The sequence below is a fragment of the Neisseria sp. P0021.S007 genome, assembly GCF_051956855.1.
Genome location: NZ_JBQCXA010000549.1, coordinates 1 through 682 on the forward strand (window position 1 = coordinate 1; position 682 = coordinate 682).

Annotated in this window: 1 pseudogene; it reads right to left on the reverse strand. The window is 40.2% G+C overall.

The features are described from left to right. Positions 1-140 precede the first annotated feature (140 nt). Positions 141-682: pseudogene (locus ACTHUR_RS14545) on the reverse strand (hypothetical protein); the annotation flags it as partial.

Here is a 682-nt window from a genome sequence, read left to right on the forward strand (position 1 = left end):
CTCTAACTACGTCCACTTTCACACCTAGCCCCAGCATAACACTAATTTTATTGAGACCTTTGCAAAATTCCCCAAAATCCCCTAAATGTCTTGGTGGGAATTTTGGGGATTTTGGGGAATTTTGCAAAGGTCTTAACCCTTTAAAACTTGGGTTCTTTCTGTAAATAAGGTAGTAAATCAGGATCCTGATAGCCCTCATCGATTTTATACCCCTTGTTAACCAGCATGGCTTCCTTTTTTTTGCGATTCGCCAATTCGATGTCACGGTAGCGTTGCCAGTATTCCGGCAGGCTGGAGCTGATTTTATCCATTTCTTTTTGAAGTTTATCGATATCATAACCGTCAGGGATAAATGTGTTGTATATGTCATTTCGGGTGCTGTAGCGCGCGGTCGTAAATGAGATCCTCATCATATACTGCCCCCATTCGTTAAAACTTAATGTTTTATTGATGTCGTCTAAATCTTCTTGGTCGTTGACGGTCGAGTCAAATGAAAGACTCATTTCAACACCGTCCAAATAAAAGGTTGCAATCATGCCTCGCTTCATCATAACGCTATACCATGTATTAAAATCCGGAACTACACCGGGATCGGTAATATTACCCAAGCCAAAATTTTCTTTATCTTGGAAATATCTGATTGCATCTTTACCTGTCAGCCGAGGACTGGATAAATAAATAT